The following is a 19,650-nucleotide window of genomic DNA, read 5'->3' as shown; positions in this document are numbered from 1 at the left end:
ATGATTTCAAATCGGCACCAAAATATTTTGCTTTCTAAACCCCGCCCAGATTGGATCTTGGCGGCTCGATTCGCGATTTAACCGGACACTACTGACTTTGGATAATCAATTACATTCAAATTCACCTTACCCCAAAACAATTGCCACGGCATTGTTTCCAGTTCGGTCATGTAATTAAGCAAATCCAGATAGCTGCCTTGTACAACAATTTCCACGCCATGTTTGAAAACCGGTGAATCAGCTGGTTTCTTTGGTTCATTATTTTGGGCGACTGGTGCTGCCCCACCTGCACTTCCATTCACAACCGCTTGCCCCTCTTGCGCTTTTGATTCGCTCAAATTTGACGCTGAGAGCGTTTTTAACGAAACAAGGCGCAAATTGCCATTCCGCTTTAAAATATCCTCTAGAAGAGCAGCCATTTTATCTGGAGAAACCAGCCCTTTTTGCATCTCCATTAAATCTGCGTTCATTTTCGTGGCTTTCAGCTTCACTTCTTTCAGACGAATCTGGTTAGCCATATCAGGGTCAAATTGATGCGCTTGAATTTTTTGCTGAATCTCAGTCTGAATGGCAATCATCTGTGCCTGGTCCTGATTCACTTGCAAGGAAAACAATTTTTGCTTAGCGTACAAGGGATCAATTACAGCCGTATTTAACAATGCTACAAGAACAACAGCAGCCATCGCAAATACCATTACACGCTCGCGCAGACTGAGCAAATCGATTTTAGTTACCAGCGTTTTCCAATACTGCTTCATGAGCGCTTTGCTCCTGCCAAGGCTTCATTTTCCTTGATCCCTGAAGACCGTAAATTGAATTCGATAAATCCTGCAGGTTCTTGCTTGGCTGCACCGGCTACATCTTCTTTATTCGCCTTATCTACCATTGGCACACTCATCTCAAGCGCGGAAAACGATTTCCCTTGCATGACCTGTTCACGCTTCAATCGCGCTATATATGCAGGAACCAGTGCTGGCTGGAGGACGCGACCTTGAACCCCGATTTCATTTCCCGCACCGTAAATACTGAAACCAGTCAACCACAAGCCACTAACCACTTGCCGAGAAAAAGCGCGTAAATATTCCGAGTACCCTTTTGTATTCCCCAGTTCCCCATTTTCCAGAATATCCGACACTTCCTGCAACGACAGCAACTCAGCTTCAGCATCCCTCAGCTCTTGTTCCAACGCCTGATTTTTCTGCCTGGGTCCAAACTCTGCATTTACTTTTGCCAACTGTGACTGAGCCAGCGCGAGCTGATTACTGGTTTCAATTCCTTGTTTTTGTAACTTATAAGACTGGAAGCCCACATAACCAGCAATACATAACACCCCCACCACTATCAATCCCAAGGCTTGCACCATGGTAGTAGCTGAAAAATATTTTTCCTGCTTCAGAAATACCGGGTTAAAAAGGTTGATTTGCTGACTCAAAGCACCTTCTCCTCGTATCGCAAGGCTGCACCAAGCACCTTGAAATAGGCTTGTTGCGCTTGAGGTTTTTGCAACTCAGGTACTTTCGAGATATCTATGACGGATTCCAGATTAAATGTTTCTACCGGCATATACAAATTTGCAGCCAGGTATTGTTGCAACCCATTATCGTCATCGCTAATTGAGGATAATATTAATTTGGCAAGGGTAACAAATTGATATTGACGTTCAAAATGGTCAAATGAACGCTGCAATTCCAGCGTAATTCTTTCATAGTAAGCATTTTTCTGATCTGCATCATTTTGCGTCAACTGCTGCAACGTGATATCAATACGCCTGGATAAATAAAGTTCGCCATTAAAAGTAACAGTTAACATCCCGCCATCCCCATCAAAAGACAAGAACGCGACACCACGACCCTCTGGCTCCAGCAATACAGAGATATTGCGCTGCGCCAGTTCAGGAATATCAATCACACTCAATGGAATTTTAGCTTGGGCAAACATTGCCTGCCGCGCTTCAATCAACTGATTTTTAGCGGCCACAGCAAACATGGAGTGCGCGCGGACAGGGCTATTTTTATCTACCGGAATATCCAATACATCTATCGTTGCGTCATCAACGTGGAAATCCAGCATATCTTTCAGTCGCCAGCGAATTGCGGTTTTCAATTCCTCTGCAGGCACATTGGGTGCATCTACAGATAACAGCTGGTACTCACCTGATGCAAGTAAAGTCGCACAATGATATTGGTCTGCATGCAGGTCTTTCGCAAGTTTTTCCAGAACTGTCTGCACAGAAGCGCTTTCCACTGAATAAAAAGCCACTTGCTCAACTTGCGGTTTGCTAGTTGGGTAACGTGTTGCACGAGCGACATAAATCCCATCACTCTGCAAGCTAATTGCTATCAATCCTGCCCTATTTTTTGTTTTTCGGAATAAACCCATACTTACAGATTTTTTAATGTAAAATTAACTTTAAGTTAAATCAATAAACCATTGTTGTCAATAATTTTTCGGCAAATCCGTTTTTTATTTTCATCCTAATATCAAATATATACGGCCACATCTATTTGACCGAACAAGGTATAAACATCTTAATAATCCCGGTTCAATATATTTCTCTCATGTAAATAAATTCATTAGGGTTTTTATATACACCAAAGGTAGCTCTGGCAAACGGGTCCTGATCGTAACTGGCTGAACCAGACCACTTCCCTTTTAACCATGATGCATTCGCAGAAGTCGCATTTACCTGAGCAGCAAGAGGCGGCGCAACACAACTTTTATCCGTCGCCACAATAGTCGTCAGCTTCACTGCCAGATCCACACTGCCATTATTACCTGCTCCCGGTTTAACCAGTACTAGATTACCGCGTCCGGCAGACAACCGGCTGCCGATAGACGCTCCCGTTTTACAGGCAGAAAGGTTATTTGTGTAATTATTCTGGCGCATATTACTGGCTACGAACATTGTGCAATTATCTGCCGTGTTAGTGACGAAAGATGTGCCATTCCAGTATTGCACCTCAAGCGGAACGGGAAGATTCAACAACTCCGAACCATGTGCGCTTGTAAGTTTCAGCCGTCCATATCTGAATGCATTGCCTGAATCAAAAGCAATGCTATTGAATTGCGCATTCGTTGTGGATGCAATCACACCATTACCTGCCACCCCCGATTCACTCGAATCACTGACAGAAATAGAGAGATTGATTGCCGCAGTAAATGGGCTTTGCGGCGTAGTCAAGTTACGGTTAAATGTCAGGGTGTCTGTGCTGTTAGGAGAAACCGTACCACTGCCATTATTATTGCTTGTTATAACAGGCGCGCCCATTACAGTGGTCAGCCCCGGTGTACTGGCCGGGGTCAGCGTATAGGTATAAGCCTGAGTAACGTCAGTGGTAGCTATTTTCCATAGTGCACCTCGGTAATTAATCGTTGTCGCCCCACTGGCATTTTTTGCCGTTAATAAAGCCTGGGGTGATAGTGCGTACCCGAAGGGCTGACCAATATAAGTAAAAGAGCGGGTTCCACAGGCCGCATCATTAAAGGTCAGAAACCCCGGCGTATTGGCAGTGATTCCATCAAAATGATCAGGAACAAACCGTCCCACATTGAAAATTGCAGAAGTAATATACCGCTCTACCGTAGTTGAGCCATCAGCAGCATCAACATTGGAAAAGGTAGTATCAACAAACTGCATGGCAAATGCACCAGCATCGCTATAAGTAGCCGTTGTTGAGGCAATCACCCCGGAAGCCGCTACCCATGTACCCACATTAAATGTGCCCAGCGTGCATCCGCTCACTGGCAAAATACAGGATGTTAAACTTCCAGCTGGCGTGCCATTATAGTTAGTCGTCGTATTACCTAATGCATTTACGGCTGTGGCACCAATACTGAAAGGCTGCCCCGCCTTGTGCACATTACCCCCGGTATCGCTCGTGTTGTATAAAGTTCTTACAGTCCCCGCAGCACTCCAGTTTGTATCACTTACGCTCACTGGAGAAAATTGATTGGGCCGAATAGCAAAGTTATCCGAGGAACAGCCGATAGCTGTCGCCACACCTGTCCCGGGGTAACTGACTCTTACACGTACATCCCGCCAGGCATTGTTTTCTGCAATACCCGTGATGCGGTGGCGCCCGGCACTCCCAGTAATTGCCGCATCACCTGCCGCAAAAGTCTGGCTGGCTAGCGTCTGGATCACCGTCCAGGTAGACCGGCAGCCATTGGCATCCAATGCACCTGTGTTGTTACTGCTATCAAGCAACTCCACTTTTACAGCCCCTGTAAATCCCGGTTCAATGCCTGTTTTTGCAGTATTCAGCGCGACAAGATCAAGATTAAAAGCTTGCGCTGATATTTTGGTTTTAATGACACCGGAAATTGCGGTGGCTGGAGCCGTTGCTGTTTCGTAGGCATTAAATCCTCCGGGTACAACGACACCTGTTTCTGGCGTGCCCAGTGTTACTACTACAACACTCCATTCCACATCATCAAGCAAAAACCAGCTGCGATACTGACTCACATTATCTACCCTGATTTCCAGATTCACAGTTTGACCTGCTACACCAGCCAAACTGACAGAACAGGCAACCCAAGGTTGCAGACCCCGGTTGTAAGTAGCACTCATGCCCAGAGTATGATTATTCGATCCTGTTCCATTATCCCAGTTGTTGTAGGGGCCATATCCCGGAGCTGTTGATGTAGCAGCACTTGTTCTGTAATTCGGACTAAATGGGCAAGTAACATAATTATTTAATTGAGGACCGACTACATCCAGAAGTACCGCAGAAGTGGACGGATTCAGCAGACGCACCCGGATAAAATCATAATTTGTGGTGCTGCCATTAGCGCCGCTATCCCAGCCTTCCGGCTCAAACCGGATAATCATATTACCGGGGCTGCTGGCTGGTACAGTAATACTTTTTGTTAACGTGGCTGTTCCGCCTGAATCTGTGTTTGTCCGATACCCGATCAAGTAAGAGAATTGACCGGTATTGGGAATACCGCTGGTGTTTACTGTGGTTTGATCTGCAACTGTGACAGTCTCTGACGGACGAATCTGGATATCCATATTGCCATTCGTGCGCGTACTGGCATTCCAACCGGGCGGCGTAGCCGTACCTGTGCCGCCTCTTTCAAAATTACCGTTAATAGGCGTTTGCGGGTTAGTCGCTTTAGGGCCATTAGCCGCTACATCAAAATATAAGTAGTAAGTAGCGGGGCCCGCATCTTCCAGAATAAAACGCACTTCACCCCGGCTATTGCCAGTGGCATCCGTTGTCCCTGCGTAGATTGAATCCGTAAATTCCTGAATAGTACTCAGCGTTGTACCGTCAGCACGCGTCACTCGAGGGGAATTAACATCAAACGTCCCCGCTGCCCCCAGTGTAGTCAGGAGCGCAGCAAAATCAACATCCGCTTTAATGGTACTGTTTACGGTAGTACCTGCCGGGATATTAATGGGAACGCGGTAGCTCCATGTAGCATTAAACCAGGCAGCAGATGCGAAGACCGGCATAAATAATAAAACAGCCAAAATCTTTGCATACCAACTACTTGGCAATAGTAAGCGAGAACACAAGCTGGAAAAAATCCGCTTCATGACTCTATTTTCAACTGCAACTGAATTTATTCTGCTCTGCAGCATTTTTTAATCATTTCCCTTGGCAACGAAGGCTTCCCATTTCCGCAATTAACACTCAATACAATTCACGCATGTAAATCAATTCATTCGCGTTTTTATAAACGCCAAATGTGGCGCGCACACGCGGATTCTGGTTGTAACTGGTTCCCGTCCACTTTCCTTGTAAATACAGTTGATTGGCTGCTGTGGCAGCTTGCTGCGCGGCGGGTAATGGGGCAACACAAGTTTGCCCGGTTGCGGCAGCCCCCAGATTAACTGTCACGTCTACGCTACCGTTATTACCCGCCCCGGGTTTGAACAGCTTCAGATTGCTTTTACCTGAACTCAGACGGCCACTGATAGAGATCGCCGTTTTGCAAGCGCTCAAGTTGGCAAGATAATTCCCCATAGTGACATTGGTCGCGGTAATCATGGTGCAGTTGTCCGCCGAATTCGTCACAAAAACTGTCCCATTCCAATATTGCGCTTCTGCGGGAATCGGTAAATCCAGCAACTCCGAGCCAAACGCATTACCCAGCCTGAAGCGCCCATAGCGAAATTCATTGCCGGAGTCGAATGCAATACCGCTACCTGTTCCATTGAATATGGCAGGGGTTGTGGTACTAATCGTGCCATTACCTGCCACTCCTGCTTCACTGGTATCGGAAACACTCATATTCAGGGAAATGCTGGCATTAAAGGGTGACTGAGGTGTAGTCAGGTTACGGACATAGGCCAACAGATCTGTAATCGCTACATTTTCGCTGCCGGTACCGTTATTGTTTGGCGTAACGGTCGGCACTGTAACCAGACTGACATCCAACGTACCTGAAACGCTGCTGTAGGCAAATGCAGGCGTGGGACGCCATAACGCCCCACTATAGTTCTGGGTTGTGGCCCCGGCAAAATTTCTGGCCGTAATCAGTGCCTGTGGCGCAGTGGTATAGCCAAAACTTTGACCGATGTACGTAAAAGAACGGGAGGGACAGGTTGCGTCATTGAAGGTTTTGAACGCAGGCGTGTTATTTGTTATTACGCTAAAATAATCAGGCACAAAACGTCCGACATTGATGGCAGCGGACTCGATATAACGTTCAGTAGTACTGGAATCTGCAACATCCACATCGGCAAAGCTGGTATCCACCAGCTTCATGGTAAACGCACCCGCTTCACTGTAACTGGCTGTCGTCGAAGTCACTACTCCTGAAGCTGCTGCCCAGCTCCCTGGCGCCAAGGTACCCAGCGTGCAGGTAGTAGGGGTACCTGGCAACAGACATACTGTCAGCATGGCTCCGGGGCTACCACTATAATTCGTTGTTGTTATTCCTGAGGCATTGATGGCTGTCGTATCCATGCGGAAAGGGCGACCGGCCTTATGGACATTGCCGCCTGATACTGCCGTGTTATTGAGGGACCGTGCCGTGCCAGCCGTCACGCTATCTGCATCGCTGATGCTGACACTGCCTAAACTGGCTGGCCGGATGGCGAAATTATCTGTGGAACAAGATAAGACTGTAGGCGATACAGTTGGATAGCTGATCCTTACCCGCACGTCTTTCCACGCGTTGCTTACCGCTGCAAAACTGACAGTAGACCTCCCCCCACTTATTGCCGAAGAAATGGTTTGCAGAACGGTTGAACTTACAGGGCAGTTATTACCATCGAGACCAATACCGGTTGTGGTATTACCGAGCAATTCCACTTTCACCGTATTGCTAAAGGTGCTGGCCTGAACACCCCCACTGATTGCTACCACATCAAGGTTAAATGCGCTGCCTGCGATTTTTGTCTTGATCACCCCAGTCGTTACATTGGCCGCAGTGCTCGTTTCGAAAGCGTTAAAACTGCCTGGCGCAGAACTCGCCACCGTGACCGCAGCGCTTGCGGTATTGTTTGCTGTATTGGAATCAGGATTATCGGCAGAAACGGTGGCAATATTAGTCCATGTTCCCGCACTGGCACCATTGGCTATTATACTCAGGGTCTGCGAACCGTTTACAGCCAGCGTACCTAATGTCCAAAGCCCGCTTGCGGCACTATAAGTGCCAGATGTAACCGTATGCGACACATAAGAAAGCCCGGCAGGAAGCGAATCACTAATAATAAGTGTGCTGGCAATATTGGGGCCCAGGTTGGTCACTGTCACCGTGAACGTAACGTTGGCGCCTAGCAGTATACTGCCGCTACTGGCCGTTTTCGTCACCCTCAGGTCTGTCGTTGCTCCGCCTGGCGTATTCCCGCCACAGCGTGTTTGAAAAGAATTAGATCCGGTTCCTGGTGTGTTTCGCCAAGGACCTACACCGTCCGGACTACGGTCCACTCCTTTCTGAGCGGGATTGATTAGCAAATCAGTAGGGGGACTAATAAAAGAGCAAGTAGGATAAGGCGAATAATAGCCTGAGACTGGGAAAGACTGTCTTGCTCTAAGAATATCCACAACATCATCATTCGCATCCAGCAGAACAATGTCTGCATCCTTAGGCGAAGTGGAAAAACTGAACACATAATACTCATCGCACTGTTCTGTAGTCGGAAAATTCTGTTGCAAATACGTTCCCACTCCCGAGTAGACCCGCACTTTCCAGCCCGTCAACGGTGTAGCAATATTGAGGCGTTTCACTTCAGAAAAATTGAGCTGGTAATTGTATTCATTCAGGGTGGCTTTGCCAATATCTGGCGAACACGCACCAGCAGCCAGCGCCGACATAGTCCAGAACATCAGGAAAAAACTCACTGACAGCAGCCGGATGCACTGCTTGAAGCCGAAACTCAGATTGGCTATTCCATGCATAAACTTGCCATGCTTATTTACCTACAGTCGCTTTCAATTGGCGCTCTACATAGGTAGCGGCACCCACTGTTCCCTGAGTGGCAGTGGCGGTAATTTGATAGAGTGTCACGCTGCTTCCCCCTTCCGTGTAGGGGCCATAGGTTGCACACTGGACCGTCAATGAGAACCCCGAAAGCCCTCCGCCAACCGGAACCACGGTACTGGCTGCACAACTTCCCTGAAGTGCTTTGTAAGCACCCCATTCAATGCCGGTTCGAGCAGCCTGATACGCTTTTGCTCCCTGCAAATCCTGAGCAGAAGTCATATGCTGCACGGTCGAAAAAGTCAGCATGAAAGCACCCAGTGATGCCAGTACAACCAGCAGAAAAATTGCGGCAACTATGGCAAACCCGCGCTGCGGGGTGTTGATAGCTGAAATTTTAGAATCAGGGCACATTGCTGACATGCACCTCATGATAAATGCTGACCGTTTCACCCACTTGCGTTAATTGCAGCCAGGCTGAAACCAAGCCGGCACGCTGGGTAACCACCAATGCGTTATAAGAAATCGAACACCCGCTAACACTTCCCGCCAACAAGGAGTTGGCTGTTCCCCCAGGAAAACTGGTTGGCTGAGCTGCCTGAATCGAATAATTCCAGTAACGTGTCAATTTACCCGTGACAGGATCACACACGTAAGAAACAGGGTAAGACACAATCTGGAAACGGTTAGCCGGAGAAGCAAAGGGAAAAGCTTTGGCTGCAATTTGAACATTATTGCCTGTCACACCGGTAATGGCGCTGCTGTTATCGCCACTATATGCGTCAGCCCCAGCCATCCCCAGATTGTAAACAACCACCAGATTCTGCTCGCCCGCTACAGTAGCAACTGGAGGTCCCAGCACATCAAAACTACTATCCGAGCCTGTAAAGTCGAGAATATCACCCGCAGGACCGTCAGCCCGATAACGCCCGCCACCACTGGTTTGCAAAAATTCCAGGTAATAGACGCCACCCGACTGGGTAACGCGAACACTATTCGGAAGTGCCAGTCGCAAATCACGGGCAATACGGCGAGTTGCCGTATCGGCAATATCCGTCAGTTCAGCACGGCGTGCCGAATCAATATAACCTTGCACAGGAATTTTAATAAACACTGCGACCATTGCGGAAACAATCCCGGTAAGCGCGATCACTATGATCGCTTCTATCAGGGTAAATCCCCGTTGAGATTTCATCATATGTGTCAGCATGTCATCACGGAACTGCATTCGGAGCGTATCGAAAACGATAGCCAGTCATGGGAATATCTATATTGCCGGAAGTCACCCTGACATCGATCTGCAACACATCCGCAGCTGGCAGCGAAAAAGCGGCACCCGCCTGGGAAATGGTCACTGTCGCAGTAAATCCGGCAAGCCCTGCAATCGGGCTATTATTGATATCTACAATCGGATTCATGGTAAAACCGTGATAGTCATTGACGTTATCAAACTGGGGGGCGGCATATCGAGTTTCACCTTCCGGCCCCATAGCCTCTACGGTGGTAGCACACCCCCCGGCGCCTACAAACGCCCCAGTTGCAGTGGCTGCATTAGTATCATCCGGATCGCAATAGGTAAAGGGTTGCAGCTCAATTTCTTCCAGCAGGGATTCGGCAACCGCCTGGGCCTGTTTACGCACCATGGGGTCAGCACTATTTGCGGTAGTCACGTTCATGACAGACAGAATTCCTGCCACACCTATACTGATGATCATGATAAACATGATCAATTCCACCAGTGATACCCCTTTCTGACGGAATGCCATTTTATTAAGCACAATCTCAGGAATGCACATAGCCTGTATCCTGCTCTATGATAATACTGCCTGAAGTACCGGCCACCTGAATGGTCTGACCAAAGTTCGCTTGCCCCAAAGCATTAAACTGGAAATTGCTGGGAGTAGCCTGAAAACTCACACCAGAAAGTGCTGTAATTAGAAATGGGGTTCCACCTGACGGGCTTGTCAAGTTAAGGGTACATGCTCCTGAACCAGCTGCGGCCGCTATGGTCAGTGTCACAGTAGAGGCTGTGAATGTCACACACACGGTCCGCCTTTGCGCAATTGCTGACTTTTGAGCATATCGCAGTGCGGAGAGAGTTTGGTCATAAAACCCTCGTTGGTCGTAAATTTGCCGATCAAAAAAACGCGGCAACGCTGTTACCGCCAAAACCCCAATTATGACAATAACAACCACCATTTCTATTAACGTAAAACCTGCTATCTGTTTATTTTTATTGAGCATTATAATTTAGATACTCGTCAAAACAATCATAAGCTTACAGCGTCTCCACATACAAACCATATCATAGTCCTCTGCAAGAAATCACTGCGTTTCAGCACAGAAACGACATCATTTCACAAGAAATAAAGGGGCACTTCCGCGCCCCTTTAATCCCCACCATTAGGGGTTCTACCCCTGATTAAATTTCCAAATTTCGCAACTTTATACGCAGAAAATTATCTTTTACTACTTTACGCACTAAACTTAAACACCAGTCACACTTGCAGTGGTCGTAGCGCCACCAGAAGTTTGAGTAATAGTACATGCTACTGTTGTATCCACAGCAATAGCAGCGGCTGTAAGAGTATAACCTGTCGTCAACCCGCCTTGCATGGCGCTTGCAATATCAGTGCAATTAGCTACTGGGACCCCTTTTGCACCTGCGCTGGCCTTACGAGCTCCATAATTAATGACACTAGCGGATTCAACTGCACCTTTTACGCCTTGTAGTGCAGCAGCCTTAGCCTCAGAAGATAAATCAATAAATTTCGGCAGGGCGGTCGCAGCCAAAATCCCCAGAATTACGATTACCACTACCAATTCAATCAAAGTAAAACCTGTTTGACTCGTTTTCATTTCCAATTTCCTTTTCACTTTTAAAAAATTCAACTCAAAAAGTTGCTAACTATAAACATAGCAAGTTACATGCCAACCAGTTTGTAAACGCCAATTCTATGCACAAGTAGCCAATGTAGCCGTAATCGCATAAGTTGGTAATGAATTTGCCGCAGCCGCCGCAGTATAGGAGATAGTGCAATCCGTTGCCGCAGCTGCGCCTGTATGATTTGCATCTGGCGCGGCAATCCGGGGCGCCGTTAATCCTGCTATCACATAGTCCGGAGCCACCAATCCTGCCAGTGGAACAATTGTCGCCACGTTAGGATAACCGTTAGTATAAACAACAACGGTTCCCTCGATGATGATGTTCGGGACAGGCGTTCCTGTGAAACTTGCGTCAAAACCGCGCGTAATCAATGTCGCATGGGCCATTGCTGCAGCGGATTTCACCGCACCCATTGCACCATTCATTTTAGCTAAACGGGCATCGGCTTGTAGTGCGGTAAACCTTGGCAAGGCAATCGCTGCCAAGATACCTAGAATAGTAATAACCACCACCAACTCAATCAGCGTAAAACCACGTTGAATTTTTTGCATTTCTTTCGCTCCTTACTTACGATAATTCAAACAAATCTTTCAATCACAAAAAACCATTTCAACTTCTTATCAATTAAAACCATTGATAAGATTCTATCAATACCAGTTTTATGCTGGCAAAGGGTTGATCAACGCCGACACCCGGTGGGTTACGTATGAGCTTCACCTGATACCGCACCTGTTTTTCCCCAGCAATTCCAGATTGGAAATGATTTCCGTTTCTTACCAAGTAAACAAGTGTATGTCTTGTTAAGTCGTAATACCAGCTTCCTGCAGGAAGCTGTTTAGGGTTTGCATTCTTAAATTGCCCAACGTAATTGCCTGGTTTATTCTCTACCCAATCAAACGGATTTTCCAGCGCCAACTTACTATACTCTTGAGCACGCCCTTCAATTAACAGTTTAGCCATGCGCAAGCGCAGTCCACTCTGAAGCTCAGTTGCCTTGTATTCCATATCGGCCTTTTCAGCGAGTTCTTGATAGTAAAGTAAACGATTTATTAAAACGATCGCCAAAATACTGATCAACACCGATATAACCATCAGCTCAAAGAGCGAGAAACCTTGGTGTTTAGAGACACCAACCACGCTCTTCTGCAATTCCTGCTTTAGTCCAAACACACCGTTTTCCTATAGCTCGGGAATTATTTATGCATTGCAACTTTTCCCAGGTCCCATATCGGCAAAAATACACCCAACGCCAGAATCAACACAAGTATACCTAAACCAACAATCAGAATAGGTTCAATTTTGGATGAAAGCGTTTTCAGTTCGTAATCCACTTCGCGCTCATACATTTGGGCAATCTCATCCATCAGGCTGTCCAATTCTCCTGTTTCTTCCCCAACAGCGATCATCTGCAAGACAATAGGGGTGAACACACCCGATGTTGTGGCGGTACGCAATATGCTTTCGCCCCGTTCCACTCCATCACGAATCTGGTCTACACGGCTTTCAATGTGCGCATTATCCACTGTTTGTGCAACCACATTCAGCGCTTGCACAATGGGCACACCGCTTCTGCTGGCCAATGCAAAACTACGGGCGAAACGTGCCAAGGTGCCTTTCAGTATGATCGGCCCGATAATCGGAATCTTAAGCTTAGCTTTATCCCACTTATAACAGCCCTTGGGGGTGGCTACGTATAGTTTAAAACCGAATATTGCGCCCACAATTATCGCGATCACCAACGGCCAGTAGTGCACCGTAAAATTGGAGAAATTGATCAGAATTTGGGTCATAAAGGGCAGCTTGGCATTGAAGCCGGCATACACTTTGGCGAAAGCGGGAATAACAAACAGGTTAATCACCCCGATTGCCACCACCATGGCAATTACAACAAACATCGGATAACGCATTGCTGTGCGAATTCGCTCGCGCATTTCTCTTTCAAATTCCAGGTGATCAAACAACCGCAGAAAAATTTCTTCCAGCCGCCCTGTCATTTCTCCCACACGCACCATACTGATATAAAAAGGAATGAACACTTCCGGATGGCGTCGCATCGCGGCAGAAAGTTCGCGCCCGGCATCCAGCGATTCGCGAATATCCTGCAAAACCCGTGCAAATGACTTGTTGATGGCGGATTCCTGCAATCCAGCCAGCCCGCGCATTATGGGCACCCCTGATTTTAACAAGGTGTAAAGTTGACGACTAAAAAGCTGCACATCAATAGAACGTACTTTTTCTTCGCTAAACCGTTCCCACCAACCTCTTTCTGTGCTTGTTACTGTCTTCTTGGTCAGTAAAATTTCAATAGGGGTCACACCCGTACTAAATAGCTGATCAGCTACCGCACTGCTATCGACACTTTCAAGTACCCCCTGGATCAGTTCCCCCCGGGAATTACGTGCTTTATATGCAAAAAATGGCATTAGTATCCCTGCGCGGAATAAAACAACTTCCGGGTGATCAATAGCGCTACTTTTTCTATTTCAAAGATTTCCAGAACATGCACTTTTCTGTTCCTTTTTATCTTAATCATCGAACTGATTACTAATACGCATTGCCTCAGACACCGTAGTTTTACCCGCTAAAACCAGTGCTACGGCATGGCGTCTTAATGTCTCGCCAGCCATTTGGGCCTGCGCCACTTTCAAGAAGTGTGCCGGGTCGTGGTGGTTTGCTGCATCAGCCACTGCTTCGGTCATTTCCAGCATTTCATAGGCACCGGTTCGCCCACGGAATCCTGTTCCATTACAATGAGAACATCCACGCCCATGCAGGTATTTACGATCTCCAACAGTATCTTTTAATTCGCTTTTCAGCCATTCGCGCTCTGTTGGCTTTAGCTCATAGGGTTCTGCACAGCTTTCACAGATAACGCGCAATAACCGTTGCGCCAACACTGCTTGCAGTGACGTTGCCACCATATATCTTGGCACCCCCATATCCAATAAACGAACCGGGGTGCTTACCGCGTCATTGGTGTGCAATGTTGACAACACCAAGTGACCGGTCATGGCGGCGCGCATACCAATCTGAGCGGTTTCCTGATCGCGCATCTCACCCACCAGCACTACATCCGGATCTTGTCGCAAAGCGGAGCGAAGCACTTTGGCAAAGGTCAGATCAATTTTGTCATTTACCTGCACCTGATTTATGCCGGGCAATCGGTATTCCACTGGATCTTCTACCGTTATCAGCTTTCGTTCAATCGTGTTCAGTTCCGATAACGCACCATACAGAGTGGTCGTTTTACCACTACCGGTTGGCCCTGTAACCAGTACCAATCCATTTGGACGCTGCACGATTGTGCGAAACCGATCCAGCATAGCTTTTGGCATCCCGATCGAATCCAATCGAAGTGCGCCCCCACTTTGATTCAACAACCGCATTACAACGGACTCACCATATTGGGTAGGCATGGTGGAAATACGCACGTCAACATCCTGCTGTTTGACTTTAACGGCAAAGCGTCCGTCCTGGGGTAATCGTTTCTCGGAAATGTCGAGGCCGGCTGTAAGTTTCAGGCGTAGGGCCATTGCACTGGCAATCTTGATATCCGCTTCGGTTTGCAAATGCAACAAACCATCGATACGGAAACGAATTTGAATACGGGTTTCTTGTGGTTCAATATGGATATCTGACGCTCTGACCTGCACGGCGTCATCAAAAACCGATTGCAATAGTTTAACAACTGGCGCTTCTTCCTGACCTGCTGCCGCGCCAATAGTGCCAAAATCAATGACTGTGTCGCCAAGCTCTTCTTCTAGTTTCTTCGCAAAATCGGTAATTTCTTCTGTTCTGCGATAAATACGATCAATGTTCTGAAGCAATTCCCCTTCATTCACCACCGCCAGTTCAATGTTGCGTTTTACCAAGCGGGAAATTTCATCATAGGCAAATAAATCTGTAGGGTCTGCCATCCCGACCAGGATAGCAGAGCCTTGGTCTTCCAATGGAATAGCGCGAAAACGGCGGGCCTGAACTTCTGGCAGCATGTGCGCCACTTCACTTTTCAGGTTATAAAACTTCAGATTGATATAGGGAATATTAAGCTGCTTGGCCAAAGCACCAGAAATTTGCTCTTCGGTTACAAAACCGTTTTCCACAAATACCCGTCCGAGCTTGCGCCCGGAACGTTTTTGTTCTGCCAGTGCCATATTCAGCTGTTCTTCAGACAACAGCTTCTGCTGCACTAAAATCTCACCTAAGCGGACTTTTTCCGGCCGTGCCATAACTATTCCTCTATGATTGCTTAGGTTACAAAATCCAGATTTGCAAATTATATGCCATCACAGCACATCTATAGTAAATTATTATGTTATCGTCGCATTTCATTGAATCTTTAGATTAACTTTTTTCCCTTCATCACACAAGCCAATGTTTGACATCATTTTATATCAACCTGAAATCCCCCCAAATACCGGCAATATCATCCGCTTGTGCGCGAACACAGGTACCGGACTCCATTTAGTTAAGCCACTTGGCTTCGCACTGGAAGACAAGCAGTTGCAACGAGCGGGTTTAGACTATCACGAGTATGCAAAACTGGTGGTCTACGAAAACTGGGCAGAATGTATGCAGCACTTCGCAGGAAGGCGGCTATTTGCCGCAACCACGAAAGGATCTAAACGTTTTAGCGATGTTGAATATGTAAAGGGAGATGTATTTGTATTCGGGCCGGAAACCCGAGGGCTGCCTGCCGATATTCTTGAGTCCTTTTCAGCGGAGAATCGCATTCGCTTGCCTATGCTCCCCCACAGCCGCAGCTTGAATCTTTCCAACTCAGTTGCAGTGACTGTTTTTGAAGCATGGCGCCAATCAGGATTTGAAGATGGCGTGTAATTTCACTGTCGGCTTAGATTTTCTGCCTTTTGGTCCCGGTTCAGCAACGCCTCAACGGCAGTTTTAGCCGGCAATCCTTCATACAGCACCTGACAGACTGCTTCTGTAATCGGCATTTCCACATTCATTTTGCGTGCCAGGTTCTGTACTTCACGAGCGGTAAAAACGCCCTCAGCAATATGCCCTAATTCTTGCAGCACTCTTTCCAGGCTTTCACCCTTCGCCAATTTCAATCCCACGGAACGATTACGCGATAAATCTCCGGTACAGGTCAGAATTAAATCGCCCGCGCCAGTCAGCCCCATAAATGTTTCTGGCTGGCCTCCCAAGGCCATGCCGAGTCTTGTCATTTCAGCAAGACCTCGTGTTATCAACGCCGCGCGAGCGTTATAGCCAAACCCCATACCATCCGATATACCCGCTGCAATGGCCATCACATTTTTAACGGCGCCACCCAATTCCACTCCAATCACATCTTCACTGGTATAAACCCGTAAATGCGTTGAGTGAATTTGCGCAGCGGCTTCTCTGGCAAAAGTTTTATCTGTGGATGCCAGCGTTAGTGCCGTAGGGAGCCCGGATGCAACTTCCTGCGCAAAACTCGGACCAGATATCACGCCACATGGCATAGCATGCCCAAGTTCTTCCGCATAAACCTCATGAAGCAGTTTCATTGTTCCGGACTCAAAACCCTTACAAGCCCAGATCAACGGCACTGACAGGCCGGTAGTTGCAATTTCACGAAGAAGCGGTCGAAACCCCGCTGTAGGGACAACGGCTAAACTAAGATTAGCCGAATGCAGCGCTTTAGACAGGTCGGACTCAACCTGCAACTCAGATGGATAAGTAAAACCTGGTAAATATCGGCTATTACAACGAGCCTCTGCCATTTCAGCCACTTGAAGCGCATTGCGCGCCCACAAAGTAACCTCATGCTGCTTGGCCAAACTGATTGCCAATGCCGTTCCCCAGGCACCTGCACCTAAAACTGCAATTTTCATTCTGGTTCCGACTATTGAACTTGGTATGATAAGGATTCATCACGCTGAAATCCGTACACGTGCATCATATGCCCCACACTTGGGAAATAGGTATATACCCGTTTTGACCATCACGATGACGAACTTTGACCCAGCCAGGCGTAGAAAACTCGAGCAGTTCCAATGCAACACGCTGCTCAGCCTGAAAGGCTAGTGGCGACTTGCTATCAGGCGCTTGCATAATATCGGCAAGCGGCACATTGACCATAACCGTACGCTTTTCGCTCAGCTTTTCTTTTTCTACCCAGGTCAGATCGCCACTGATATCGCGAACCTTGGCCCAATGCTCCAGACTAACAACCACTTCGACCGGATAATATTGGCTTGCAATAAACAAGCGGTTAGCTTTCAGCGAAGGCGCATCATACATTATGGTGGCATTTGCGGCGATGGAACGAAACTCCAACGCCCACGTTGTGGTACTCAGCAACAAACAGGCACCTAACACTCCTGACAGGAATATCAGTGCCTTATTTTTCATGCCACACACCCTTTAACACACACTGTATTAATGAGTCGTACCAGCTGCTGCTGCCTGATCTTGTTGAGCCTGTTTCTGCTGTTGATACAAACCCTCAAAATTCATCGGGTTCAAAATAACAGGAGGAAATCCTGCGCGTGTTACAGCATCTGAAACCACTTCACGCACATAGGGGAACAAAATATTCGGACAGGCAATGCCCAGAATAGGATCCATTTCTTCAGCGGGTACGTTATTAATACGGAATATTCCGCCCTGAGTGGCTTCAATCAGAAACATGGTTTTTTCCTGCAATTTCGCAGTAATGGTCACGGTCAATGAAGTCTCATAAATACCTTCACTCACCACACCTTGTTTGGTGTTCAATTGCACATCAATTTGAGGCGCTTCGCGCTCCAGAAAGATTTGTGGTGCATTTGGAATTTCAAGGGAAAGATCTTTCAGATACAGTTTTTCAATGGAAAAAACGGGTTGTTCTTGTTCGCTCATTTTTTTGGGTCTTTTAGAATAAAAATAGTACTGTTAATGGAATGGATGGGTAGCCCACCCGGTTGAATCATTTTATATTTATAATTTTTCACTTTGAAGACATCATAGTATCTTCAATCTTTCTTGGCAAAACGTCAACGTACAAAATATATTTCAGTGCTGCTTTAACCAATTAACCAAACTAGGGCCATCAAGCGCTCCTGACACCCTGTCTACTTCAACGCCATTTTTGAACAGCGCCAGAGTAGGAATACTTCTGATTTGATATTGGCTGGCCAATGACTGTTCTTGCTCGGTGTTTACCTTGGCAAAACGAAATTGTGTTTTAAGTTGCGCAGCCGTTTGCGTGAAAATGGGTGCCATCATCTTACACGGACCACACCAGGAAGCCCAGAAGTCCACGATTACAGGCAGATCATTTTTCGCAATAAACCGCGCAAAGTCTTTCTGACCTAATTCTACTGGTATGCCTTCCAGAATGGGCGAACTACACTTCCCGCACTTTGGGCCTTGCCCCATGCGTTCTTGTGGTACGCGATTTATAGCCTGACAATGCGAGCAAACAATATTTATCATAAGTTTTAAATATAGTACAAGCAATCCATTACAGAAAATGAATCAAGTTTAAGCTTTCAGCAACTCATCCAGCTTGCCTTCCACATCTAACTCAGAAAGGTCATCAAATCCACCAACATGGAAATCGCCAATATAGATCTGAGGCACTGTGCGGCGTCCGGTACGTTCCATCATTTCTTCACGTTTACCCGGTTCGACATCAACACGGATCTTAGTCACTTCCGAAACGCCTTTGCGTTGCAACAGGCGTTCTGCCATGGTGCAATAAGGACAAACCCCGGTACAATACATACTTACATTTGGCATTTCATTTCCTCTCTACGGGCATATTTGCCTGTTCCCAGGCCAAAATACCCCCTTTCAAATTATATACTTCCGTGAACCCGCTCTTGGCCAAAGTCCTGCAGGCACTGGCAGAACGTGCACCGCTACGACAACTGATCACAACGGGCTTTTCTTTGTATTTAGTCAATTCCTGTAAGCGGCTTGCTAGCTGCCCCAGCGGAATGTGTTTGGAGTTTGGGATACGACCTGCGGCAACTTCCTTGTCTTCACGTACATCCAGTACCAGCGCATCACGATGATTCATGAGTTGAACTGCTCCGACTGAATCCACTTCTTTCACACCGGAAAGTCTTCCACCGAAGGTGGTCCACAGCAGCATCACGCCACTGATCACAGCCAATCCGAAGAGTCCCAGATTATTTTGCAAAAAATCCAACCTTAATACCCCTTAAAAATAATCAAGACCCGCAGGTTTCTTTTACACCAAACTTCTTGAGAATGGTGTCCATCGGACAAAACTTGGTAAACCCACTCTGAAACAGGTTAAATCCTACAAATAATGTAAACCACAGCCAGTTTACATTTTGGAAAATGGGACTACCTTGAACACCTAAAGCCAATGATAACATTACAAAAAAACCTGCGACAATGCGCACAATACGATTTACAGTCAT

22 protein-coding genes are annotated in these 19,650 nt (G+C 47.0%); 1 reads left to right on the top strand and 21 read right to left on the bottom strand.

The window, feature by feature from the left end:
• Positions 1-77: 77 nt before the first annotated feature.
• From EDC63_RS11120 to EDC63_RS11055, 14 genes are all read right to left on the bottom strand, one after another.
• Positions 78-758, bottom strand: coding sequence for an MSHA biogenesis protein MshJ (locus EDC63_RS11120; protein WP_124945383.1), 681 nt, complete (start codon positions 756-758; stop codon positions 78-80).
• Complete coding sequence (locus EDC63_RS11115; RefSeq protein WP_124945382.1) at positions 755-1,432, bottom strand: MSHA biogenesis protein MshI; 678 nt, start codon at positions 1,430-1,432, stop codon at positions 755-757. Before EDC63_RS11115 ends, EDC63_RS11120 begins: the two co-directional genes overlap by 4 nt.
• The gene (gene pilM / locus EDC63_RS11110; RefSeq protein ID WP_223248175.1) at positions 1,429-2,343 is read right to left on the bottom strand and encodes a type IV pilus biogenesis protein PilM; all 915 of its coding nucleotides are present in this window, start codon (positions 2,341-2,343) and stop codon (positions 1,429-1,431) included. The genes EDC63_RS11115 and pilM overlap by 4 nt, the downstream gene beginning before the upstream one ends.
• Positions 2,344-2,542: 199 nt before the next feature.
• Complete coding sequence (locus tag EDC63_RS11105) at positions 2,543-5,545, bottom strand: DUF6701 domain-containing protein (RefSeq protein ID WP_124945380.1); 3,003 nt, start codon at positions 5,543-5,545, stop codon at positions 2,543-2,545.
• A 97-nt stretch (positions 5,546-5,642) separates the two neighbouring features.
• The gene (locus EDC63_RS11100) at positions 5,643-8,357 is read right to left on the bottom strand and encodes a DUF11 domain-containing protein (protein ID WP_124945379.1); all 2,715 of its coding nucleotides are present in this window, start codon (positions 8,355-8,357) and stop codon (positions 5,643-5,645) included.
• A gap of 13 nt (positions 8,358-8,370) precedes the next feature.
• The gene (locus tag EDC63_RS11095) at positions 8,371-8,793 is read right to left on the bottom strand and encodes a hypothetical protein (RefSeq protein ID WP_124945378.1); all 423 of its coding nucleotides are present in this window, start codon (positions 8,791-8,793) and stop codon (positions 8,371-8,373) included.
• On the bottom strand, positions 8,783-9,607 hold the full coding sequence (locus tag EDC63_RS11090; protein WP_124945377.1) for a type II secretion system protein: 825 nt from the start codon (positions 9,605-9,607) through the stop codon (positions 8,783-8,785). Before EDC63_RS11090 ends, EDC63_RS11095 begins: the two co-directional genes overlap by 11 nt.
• Positions 9,594-10,175, bottom strand: coding sequence for a type IV pilus modification PilV family protein (locus EDC63_RS11085; RefSeq protein WP_223248174.1), 582 nt, complete (start codon positions 10,173-10,175; stop codon positions 9,594-9,596). The genes EDC63_RS11090 and EDC63_RS11085 overlap by 14 nt, the downstream gene beginning before the upstream one ends.
• Positions 10,162-10,623 carry a pilus assembly FimT family protein gene (locus tag EDC63_RS19085; protein WP_124945376.1) on the bottom strand — a complete coding sequence of 154 codons (462 nt, stop codon included), beginning with the start codon at positions 10,621-10,623 and terminating at the stop codon, positions 10,162-10,164. The genes EDC63_RS11085 and EDC63_RS19085 overlap by 14 nt, the downstream gene beginning before the upstream one ends.
• 243 nt (positions 10,624-10,866) lie before the next feature.
• Positions 10,867-11,238, bottom strand: a complete 372-nt coding sequence (locus EDC63_RS19080) for a pilin (protein ID WP_124945375.1) — start codon at positions 11,236-11,238, stop codon at positions 10,867-10,869.
• Between the two features lie 96 nt (positions 11,239-11,334).
• On the bottom strand, positions 11,335-11,817 hold the full coding sequence (locus EDC63_RS19075; RefSeq protein ID WP_124945374.1) for a pilin: 483 nt from the start codon (positions 11,815-11,817) through the stop codon (positions 11,335-11,337).
• Positions 11,818-11,890: 73 nt separating this feature from the next.
• Entirely contained in the window at positions 11,891-12,436 is a 546-nt protein-coding gene (locus tag EDC63_RS11065) for a pilus assembly FimT family protein (RefSeq protein WP_124945373.1), read from the bottom strand.
• Positions 12,437-12,459: 23 nt separating this feature from the next.
• On the bottom strand, positions 12,460-13,689 hold the full coding sequence (locus EDC63_RS11060; protein WP_124945372.1) for a type II secretion system F family protein: 1,230 nt from the start codon (positions 13,687-13,689) through the stop codon (positions 12,460-12,462).
• A gap of 102 nt (positions 13,690-13,791) precedes the next feature.
• The gene (locus tag EDC63_RS11055) at positions 13,792-15,495 is read right to left on the bottom strand and encodes a GspE/PulE family protein (RefSeq protein WP_124945371.1); all 1,704 of its coding nucleotides are present in this window, start codon (positions 15,493-15,495) and stop codon (positions 13,792-13,794) included.
• Between the two features lie 145 nt (positions 15,496-15,640).
• Between EDC63_RS11055 and trmL the strand changes: the two genes are divergently transcribed.
• Positions 15,641-16,105: a tRNA (uridine(34)/cytosine(34)/5-carboxymethylaminomethyluridine(34)-2'-O)-methyltransferase TrmL gene (trmL, locus tag EDC63_RS11050; RefSeq protein WP_124945370.1), complete on the top strand. Its 465-nt coding sequence runs from the start codon at positions 15,641-15,643 to the stop codon at positions 16,103-16,105.
• Positions 16,106-16,107: 2 nt separating this feature from the next.
• Here the strand turns inward: trmL and EDC63_RS11045 are convergent, their stop codons facing one another.
• The 7 genes from EDC63_RS11045 to EDC63_RS11015 all read right to left on the bottom strand — a co-directional run bounded on the left by EDC63_RS11045 (position 16,108) and on the right by EDC63_RS11015 (position 19,650).
• Positions 16,108-17,106: an NAD(P)H-dependent glycerol-3-phosphate dehydrogenase gene (locus EDC63_RS11045; RefSeq protein WP_124945369.1), complete on the bottom strand. Its 999-nt coding sequence runs from the start codon at positions 17,104-17,106 to the stop codon at positions 16,108-16,110.
• Between the two features lie 64 nt (positions 17,107-17,170).
• On the bottom strand, positions 17,171-17,626 hold the full coding sequence (locus EDC63_RS11040) for an SH3 domain-containing protein (protein WP_124945368.1): 456 nt from the start codon (positions 17,624-17,626) through the stop codon (positions 17,171-17,173).
• A gap of 27 nt (positions 17,627-17,653) precedes the next feature.
• On the bottom strand, positions 17,654-18,115 hold the full coding sequence (gene secB, locus EDC63_RS11035; protein WP_124945367.1) for a protein-export chaperone SecB: 462 nt from the start codon (positions 18,113-18,115) through the stop codon (positions 17,654-17,656).
• A 153-nt stretch (positions 18,116-18,268) separates the two neighbouring features.
• On the bottom strand, positions 18,269-18,691 hold the full coding sequence (gene trxC / locus EDC63_RS11030; RefSeq protein ID WP_189836480.1) for a thioredoxin TrxC: 423 nt from the start codon (positions 18,689-18,691) through the stop codon (positions 18,269-18,271).
• A 48-nt stretch (positions 18,692-18,739) separates the two neighbouring features.
• Positions 18,740-18,997, bottom strand: coding sequence for a glutaredoxin 3 (gene grxC, locus EDC63_RS11025; RefSeq protein WP_124945366.1), 258 nt, complete (start codon positions 18,995-18,997; stop codon positions 18,740-18,742).
• Position 18,998: 1 nt separating this feature from the next.
• Entirely contained in the window at positions 18,999-19,403 is a 405-nt protein-coding gene (locus EDC63_RS11020; protein WP_306307879.1) for a rhodanese-like domain-containing protein, read from the bottom strand.
• Between the two features lie 31 nt (positions 19,404-19,434).
• Positions 19,435-19,650, bottom strand: a complete 216-nt coding sequence (locus EDC63_RS11015) for a YgaP family membrane protein (protein ID WP_124945364.1) — start codon at positions 19,648-19,650, stop codon at positions 19,435-19,437.

Origin of the sequence: Sulfurirhabdus autotrophica, assembly GCF_004346685.1 — a bacterium.
Taxonomy (GTDB): domain Bacteria; phylum Pseudomonadota; class Gammaproteobacteria; order Burkholderiales; family SMCO01; genus Sulfurirhabdus; species Sulfurirhabdus autotrophica.
Note: the sequence above shows the minus strand (reverse complement) of the source record. Positions and strands in the feature narration are given on the sequence as shown.